The sequence below is a fragment of the Streptococcus sp. oral taxon 058 str. F0407 genome (assembly GCF_000235485.1).
Classification (GTDB): domain Bacteria; phylum Bacillota; class Bacilli; order Lactobacillales; family Streptococcaceae; genus Streptococcus.
In genome coordinates, this window is sequence record NZ_JH378879.1 from 2,909 (window position 1) to 9,970 (window position 7,062).

At 30.2% G+C, this 7,062-nt stretch carries 10 protein-coding genes; 8 read left to right on the plus strand and 2 right to left on the minus strand.

What is annotated here, in order from left to right; genetic code table 11:
- Window positions 1-380, plus strand: a 380-nt coding sequence (locus HMPREF9184_RS00365) for a hypothetical protein (protein ID WP_009444048.1), incomplete at its 5' end; no start/stop codon positions are given.
- 261 nt (window positions 381-641) lie between these two features.
- Here the strand turns inward: HMPREF9184_RS00365 and HMPREF9184_RS00370 are convergent.
- Window positions 642-1,541, minus strand: coding sequence for a tyrosine-type recombinase/integrase (locus tag HMPREF9184_RS00370; protein WP_000384877.1), 900 nt, complete (start codon window positions 1,539-1,541; stop codon window positions 642-644).
- A 90-nt stretch (window positions 1,542-1,631) separates the two neighbouring features.
- Between HMPREF9184_RS00370 and HMPREF9184_RS00375 the strand changes: the two genes are divergently transcribed.
- The gene (locus HMPREF9184_RS00375) at window positions 1,632-2,624 is read left to right on the plus strand and encodes a hypothetical protein (protein WP_000403235.1); all 993 of its coding nucleotides are present in this window, start codon (window positions 1,632-1,634) and stop codon (window positions 2,622-2,624) included.
- Between the two features lie 43 nt (window positions 2,625-2,667).
- Here HMPREF9184_RS00375 and HMPREF9184_RS00380 read toward each other — a convergent pair whose 3' ends face one another.
- Window positions 2,668-3,633 carry a polyprenyl synthetase family protein gene (locus HMPREF9184_RS00380; protein WP_000409530.1) on the minus strand — a complete coding sequence of 322 codons (966 nt, stop codon included), beginning with the start codon at window positions 3,631-3,633 and terminating at the stop codon, window positions 2,668-2,670.
- Window positions 3,634-3,872: 239 nt separating this feature from the next.
- On the opposite strand from HMPREF9184_RS00380, the gene pezA reads away from it, so the two are divergent.
- The 6 genes from pezA to HMPREF9184_RS09710 form a co-directional block, all read left to right on the plus strand.
- Window positions 3,873-4,349 (plus strand): type II toxin-antitoxin system antitoxin PezA, encoded by a 477-nt coding sequence (gene pezA, locus HMPREF9184_RS00385; protein ID WP_000578850.1) that lies wholly within the window; start codon window positions 3,873-3,875, stop codon window positions 4,347-4,349.
- Window positions 4,349-5,110, plus strand: coding sequence for a type II toxin-antitoxin system toxin PezT (gene pezT, locus HMPREF9184_RS00390; RefSeq protein ID WP_000762941.1), 762 nt, complete (start codon window positions 4,349-4,351; stop codon window positions 5,108-5,110). Before pezA ends, pezT begins: the two co-directional genes overlap by 1 nt.
- A 56-nt stretch (window positions 5,111-5,166) precedes the next feature.
- Window positions 5,167-5,343 (plus strand): hypothetical protein, encoded by a 177-nt coding sequence (locus HMPREF9184_RS09705; RefSeq protein ID WP_000427932.1) that lies wholly within the window; start codon window positions 5,167-5,169, stop codon window positions 5,341-5,343.
- Window positions 5,344-5,346: 3 nt separating this feature from the next.
- Window positions 5,347-5,910, plus strand: a complete 564-nt coding sequence (locus tag HMPREF9184_RS00395; protein WP_000185305.1) for a hypothetical protein — start codon at window positions 5,347-5,349, stop codon at window positions 5,908-5,910.
- On the plus strand, window positions 5,897-6,130 hold the full coding sequence (locus HMPREF9184_RS00400) for an ABC-three component system middle component 6 (RefSeq protein ID WP_000925381.1): 234 nt from the start codon (window positions 5,897-5,899) through the stop codon (window positions 6,128-6,130). Before HMPREF9184_RS00395 ends, HMPREF9184_RS00400 begins: the two co-directional genes overlap by 14 nt.
- On the plus strand, window positions 6,120-7,062 hold a 943-nt coding region (locus tag HMPREF9184_RS09710), incomplete at its 3' end, for a hypothetical protein (protein WP_000470136.1). The genes HMPREF9184_RS00400 and HMPREF9184_RS09710, both read left to right, overlap by 11 nt.

Sequence of the window (7,062 nt, forward strand, 5' to 3'; positions counted from 1 at the left end):
TCTGGTATGGCTTTAGTCAGAATGTCCTCCAAGCCCTGTCTGCTCTACCGCAAACGATAGGAAGCATCTGGCACAGCATCTTTGACGATGTGTCGAGAGCCTATCACCAGAAAGTGGCTAAGGATCGAGCGACCAAGGAAGGGATCGTCGTCAACCCACCAGAACTTGGGAACTTACCGGGTCAGGGAGAAGTGACCTATGCCAGTCAGGTTCAGGATGTCCTGATCCCTTACACCACACGAGAGGATACCTACAACTACTACGAGGAACGCAACTATGTCAACGATGTCAATCGTGAACATACAGAGGTCCTCGAAACCTATGACCATGATGGCAAGGCCCGTGAGACCTATAGCTATGGCATCTGTAGAATTTTTTAAAGATACAATTGCTGAGATTGATAAGCAGGGGAAAATACAGTCTTTTTGGTTACGACCTGAGTTTAAATAGTAGTCATACAAGTCGAAAAGGAAGCAAGATAAACTTAAGGGGATTTGTATGAGATACAATAATGGAGATTAAAGTATAAATAAGTCATGATTAGTGCGCGTAATATTATCGTTATCTTCTTAAAATTTAATTACTAGAGAAGATCTTTAAAAAGATGACACTAAAATAGGGTTACCTCCATGAAGGTAGCCCTATTTTTTGGACTGTGAATGAATCAAAGCGATGGGATTACACAGGGTTAGAATTTCTTTTTGCTTTGATTGAGATACATGAGTATAAATTTGTGTGACTGAGATAGAACTATGTCCGAGAATTTGTTGAATGTATCGGATATCAACATCACTATCTAGAAGCATTGTTGCGAAACTGTGTCTAAACATATGGGGAGTAATAGGTGTAGTTAAGTTATGTTGTTTAACAAGGGTATTTAGAATTAAACGTACACTTTGCTCTGACAATGGTTTGAAAGAATATTTTCCAGAGAATAGGTAGTCACTGGGTTGAAAGCAGTAGTTATTTATATATGTTTCTAATAAGCTAAATGTTATTTGATCTCCTAAAAATAGGATACGTTCTTTCTTGCCTTTTCCCATAATATGGAGAGTCCTATTTGAAAGATTAATATTTTTGAGATGAATATGACAAAGTTCGGAAATCCTGATACCAGTTGAAAGCAATAGAGAAATGATTAGTAAATTTCTTTCAGCCTTTTGTTTTTGATATTTAGTTTTTGAATAGGTAACTTTCTGTTCTAGATGTGAAAAAATACTTTTTAAAATATCACAGGGAATCGTTTTAGGTAATATTTTTTCCGTTCTAAATTGAAAACGTAATTGATTAAAAGGATTCTCATCAATTAAATTATGATACTTTAAATAGCTGTAAAACACTTTCAAACTAGCAATTTTACGACGTAATGTACTAGATTTAATATTGGATTTCGTCAAATGTTCAACATATATTTCCACACTGGTGTAATTTGAATTGTAAAACTGCAAAAGATCATTTTTATAAGCTCGAATCGTATGTAAACTCAAGCGTTTATGAGTTTTGCAGTAGTCTAAAAAAGTAGAAATAAGTTTATAATCCATGAATAACTCCTTTATCAATAATCATGCTATTATAAACTTATTTGAATGCTTTGTATAGTGATAATAAATAGTTATCAGTAGGAGAATAATATGGAAATAAAAATAATTGATAAAATTCTATCTCAAAAATGTTTTTGGACAATTATTTTTACTTGTTGGGTTTTTATTGGAATTATAGTATCAATTTTTGATTCATCACTAAAATACAATTATATATATGTTTTTGGAGTAAATTTTCTTTTGTTAGCTCAGATTATCACATACCAAAATTTAATGAAAAAAGAAATAATCCTTAAAACGTCTATTTCAGGTACTAAAGTCAATAATCTTCCACTATTTCCAATATTCAGCAAAAATAATAGTTATCTAAACAAATGGTATAGTATATCTATTTGTTTTGCAATTGGTTTAATTTATTTCATTTCACTAGTATTATTAAAGGTTCTTATCCTGCAGGAGCTAATTACAATTTATGGGGCAATTACTTTAATTCTAACTGTATTTATTGCAATACAACTGTATTTAAAGTACATACTTTATATTCTCACATTAAGGAAAATTTCAAAATTAGAGTTTATTTCATTAGTACCAATTTCCCTACATAATCCATCTGAATCTGATTGGATAGTTAAATTTACCGATAGTATGAGTTCATTTAGTAATTATTTTGGAATTTTAGGTATTGTTTATACTGCTCTATTCTATTTAACCACTCCACTATCTGCTATTAAATTTACCAAGAATACATTAGTAATAGATACACCTAATAACTTAGTATTTATAATTACTTGGGGAATAATTTTTATACTGATTGGTTTTGGTTATTTACTTTTTGACTATCTTTGGAAAAAATATATTAAAGAAATAATAAAAAAAATAAAAAGAATGCAACTAAAGGAATATGATATTACTGATTACAGTAATAAACAACTTAATAAAGATTATATTGAGCTATTTAAACTCTATAAAGATTCCCCTAACTTTCCACAGTTATTCAATGGAAAAGCACTCAATCCAATAGGTTACATCCCCATTTTGATAAATCTATATAGGCTACTTCAGCCATTTTTAACACAAAATTAGTGTTGTTAAAAGAGCAGAGAATCCCAATCTCTGCTCTTTTATCTTAATAAACCCTCGCTCTCACCTTCGCTAATTTAATTGAATAATCAATAAAATAATTTAATCTTTCCATAGAGTGATTTTTTTCCAAAACTTCACATTGTTTTTTAATATCAAACTCAATTAGCGAAACTTCATTTTTTATATATTTTAACACATTATATTTTTTCAATAAAATTTCTAAATTAGTCACCTTATCTTTATTCTGAAGTCCTATTTTTTCTTTATTAGAGAGAAACTGTTCAAGGTAAATGTAACATAAATTTTTCCTACTTTTATTAATATCAAAATTATAATTCCCTTTGTATTTTACAGTAAACTCAGGATTAAAGTATGCTTCGCAATCATTTAGTAACTGAAATAAGTAGCCTAATTTATAACCAATAATTGCTAAAGGTTGATTGTCTAATTCAGGATTATATGATTTCATACCAATCACTAAACAATTTTGAATAACTTGGGAAGTTTGGTTATCTAAGATTTCTTTTATTTTATCAATACTTACATTCATATCAATATTTAATTCTTGTATTGTTCCCTGACACATTCTCATAATCATATGACTAAATACCCTAATTGTAGAATCATCAAGTTCAGATAATAATTCAATACACTTTCCTAATAAAAAAACTGTGATTACTAAGGCTTCATCAATAGAATATTGCTTATGTACTGTGTATATGCTATGCCTTTTATCGTCTTGATCAATAATATCATCAATAATAATAGAGGATTTATGAATTAACTCAATAGCTATTGCAGATTTGTAAACTTTTTCATTTAGATTTTCAGAAAACAACTTATAGCCATAATATGTTAATAACGGTCTGAAACGGCTCCCATTCACTACTTGAAGTATCTCATGATATTGTACTGGTAGTTCAAACAGTATTGATTTAATTCCAGAATCAATACGGAACAAAAAATCTTTTTCTTCACTATTTAACGTAATTATTGGTGCCTTTTCCATATTATTCTCCTACTGATAACTATTTATTATCACTAGTATACCATAGATTCCTATCTCCAATATGTTTTCGATTGTGGTTTTCTTACTTTTTATATTCTCAAAGACTTTTTGAACAGCCTCATAGTACTTTTTCTTCAATAACTGAATATGAGGTATTCTATCTATCGGTAAAAACGCACCAAAAATGGTGCGTTTTTATTTTTTGTGCTATAATAGAAATAAATAAAAGGAGACCTCTTATGATTGGAGAAAATATAAAAATATTACGTAAAACACATGATCTCACTCAACCTGAATTCGCAAAGATTATTGGTATCTCTCGAAATAGCCTGAGTCGTTATGAAAATGGGACAAGTTCAATTTCGACAGAATTAATAGATCGTATCTGCAAGAAATTTAATGTTTCTTATATCGATATCGTAGGGGAGGAAAAAATGCTCACACCAGTAGAAAATTATCAGTTAACTCTGAAAATTGAAGTGATTAAAGAACGAGGGGCGAATATCTTAGCGCAACTTTATCGTTTTCAAGATGAACAAGGAATTGCATTTGATGATACTTCGAATCCTTGGGTTCTAATGAGCGATGATCTTTCTGATTTGATTAACACGAGGATTTATCTTGTTTCAACTTTTGAGGATATTGAGCGATTTAATGGCTATTTGGATGGTATTGAACGTATGCTAGAACAAGCTACTCATCTGGTGGTGGCTTAATGAAACTAGAAGAATTTAGTCAAGATAATTTTGAACAAGCCTCCAAACGGCTTGTCCGTTCTTTAACTCGTGGTAAAACAACTTCGTCTCAGCCCAAGGCTATTTTGCTCGGTGGACAGAGTGGTGCTGGAAAAACAACGATTCATCGTATTAAACAAAGGGAATTTCAAGGTAATATCATTATCATTGATGGAGATAGTTATCGCTCCTTTCATCCGAACTACCTTGACCTACAGGAAAAGTATGGCAAAGATAGTGTGGATTATACCAAAGTATTCGCGGGACAAATGGTTGAATATCTTGTAGATGAGTTGAGTAAACAAGGCTATCATTTGTTAATCGAGGGTACTTTGAGAACAACAGAAGTCCCTAGAAAAACTGCACAATTATTGACAACTAAAGGTTACCAAGTCTCACTTGCACTGATTGCAACAAAGCCAGAATTGTCCTATCTCAGTACTTTGATACGTTATGAGGAGCTCTACGCCATAGATCCTAGTCAAGCGAGAGCGACTCCCAAAGCACACCATGATGGAATTGTAGAACATATGGTTGATAACTTACGGGAGTTGGAAAAGGCTAAACTTTTTAGACAAATTCAAATATATCAAAGAGATCAATCGTGTGTTTATGATTCGCAAGTAGATCAAATCTCAGCAGCAGAAGTTCTACACGAATGCCTATTTGGAAAATGGAGTAAGGTGGAGGAAGAGATGTTGAAGATAGGGCAGGAACGGTTGAGGGATCTGGGTAAAGAGTGATAATGGAAAAGTTAATTTTTACATGGATAATTAGTATATAAAATGAGGATTAAATAATGGAAAACATAAATACAATTTTAGGTATATTTGCATCAATTTTAGGAATTATTGCTACATGTATTTCTTGGAAAACAAAAAAAGATGTTGAATCAATTATTAAAAATAACAATAATAGTCAAATTATAGGCAATAATAGTAGCAATAATGAACAGCATATTGGTGATAGGGGATAATAAATGACTAATTCTCAGAGTATTGGAAATTTTAGTAATAATAATACTCAAAATTTATATATAACAAATATTGAGCAAAGGACCTTGATTCCAACAGTGCTTTTTAAGCTTTTGGAGAATGTTAAAAAATTTCAATCTCAAAATAATGAAAAATTTGAACTGAAGAAGCCAGCTAAATTGAAAGAAAAGCTTCAATATAATAATTCACGTACATATATTCGCAAATTTTCAGAGGGGATTAACAACTATGTCTTACTGGAGAAGATTCTAAAAAATGAATTTCCTGATAGTCAAAAAGTGGTTGAAAAAGTAAAAGATATCTTTTTTGATTTTACACCTATGGATGAAAATGGTGAACCGATAGTCGGCAATGGAGACGAATGTCTGAAGGATATGCATAATGAGATAAAAGAAAGAATAGCGAGAGATCCTGATTTTTTGTCTAGTGGAATCGATGATTCAGATTTAGATAAATTTATAATTGCATTGCTCCAATATGTAGTTATAGAGTGTCAGGTATTATTAAATCCAAACAATGATAAGGAGAGCGACGATGTTATTGCTTGATAAAAATGCAGAACCCAATAAGACTATTTTTTACCTGTCTGCGATTGTGTATGGCTTAATTTTAAGAGGAATGACTAAAATAGAAAATATTTATTTAGAACTTCAAAATGAAATTGAGGACAATTTAAACTATGAGTTTTTTGTGTTAGCACTAGATTTTCTTTTTCTATTAGATAAAATAAGAGTTAATAGCAAAGGAGATATTGAAAGTGTTCATTAAAAGTTTGAGTATTATTAGTAAAAATACTGATGATGTATTGAGAAAAATAGAATTTAGAAATGGGATTAATTTTATAGTCGATTCAGAGCAGTCTGAGAAACACAATAAGGTTGGAAAAACAACTTGCTTGAAATTACTGGATTTAAGTTTAGGAGCTAGGAGTAAGGATGCCGTCTACACAGATTATGAAACACAGAGTGTTAATGAACAACTTAAGTCATTTATTGAAGATCAAAAATTATTTACGGAACTGAGATTAATTGATGATTTTAATAATCCTACTAAAGAAGTTTCTATAAAAACAGAGTTATTTAATAGAGGTAAGCGGTATATTAATGGAGAGAAAACTTCGTATGATGAATTAAATAAATTTTTAAATAAATTATTATTTGAAAATTTCGTTCAGATTCCTACTTTTAGAAGCACAATAAAATCTTTTGTAAGGATTTTAATGACAAAGGATAATACCCAATTCTTAAAAGTATTGGATAATTATTCAAAAACATCAGAATATCGTGCTTTATATAATTATCTTTTTGATATTTCAAATCCTAAAAATGATTTAGAAATTGGAAAGTTGAAACAAGAACTTAAAAAAATTGAGAGCAAAGAAAATAGTTATAAAAAACAAAACTCTCTACATGACATAGCTAAGATTAAACAAATCAATATTATAATTGAACAAGAAATTAATCGATTAGAACAAGAAATTAATGATTTGGTTGATAAAAAATCTTTTGAGAAAAATCGAATTCAGATAAATGTTGTTAGAAAAAAATATGAAGAGATAAGCCAGCAGATAAGTAGGCTTGATTTTGATATTTCTCAGTTACAAAAATATATTAAAGATACTGAAGAAAAGTCACAAAGAATAGTTAATTCAGAGTTGACGAGCGATTTTTTCCAAGAAGTTTCTGAATTGCTGCCTGATA

Bases quoted from the DNA above. Each gene is read 5' to 3' on its own strand.
- HMPREF9184_RS09705 (WP_000427932.1), top strand. From the start codon at position 5,167: ATGGAAAACATAAATACAATTTTAGGTATATTTGCATCAATTTTAGGA.
- pezA (WP_000578850.1), top strand. From the start codon at position 3,873: ATGATTGGAGAAAATATAAAAATATTACGTAAAACACATGATCTCACT.
- HMPREF9184_RS00380 (WP_000409530.1), bottom strand. From the start codon at position 3,633: ATGGAAAAGGCACCAATAATTACGTTAAATAGTGAAGAAAAAGATTTT.
- HMPREF9184_RS00395 (WP_000185305.1), top strand. From the start codon at position 5,347: ATGACTAATTCTCAGAGTATTGGAAATTTTAGTAATAATAATACTCAA.
- HMPREF9184_RS00375 (WP_000403235.1), top strand. From the start codon at position 1,632: ATGGAAATAAAAATAATTGATAAAATTCTATCTCAAAAATGTTTTTGG.
- pezT (WP_000762941.1), top strand. From the start codon at position 4,349: ATGAAACTAGAAGAATTTAGTCAAGATAATTTTGAACAAGCCTCCAAA.
- HMPREF9184_RS00370 (WP_000384877.1), bottom strand. From the start codon at position 1,541: ATGGATTATAAACTTATTTCTACTTTTTTAGACTACTGCAAAACTCAT.
- HMPREF9184_RS00400 (WP_000925381.1), top strand. From the start codon at position 5,897: ATGTTATTGCTTGATAAAAATGCAGAACCCAATAAGACTATTTTTTAC.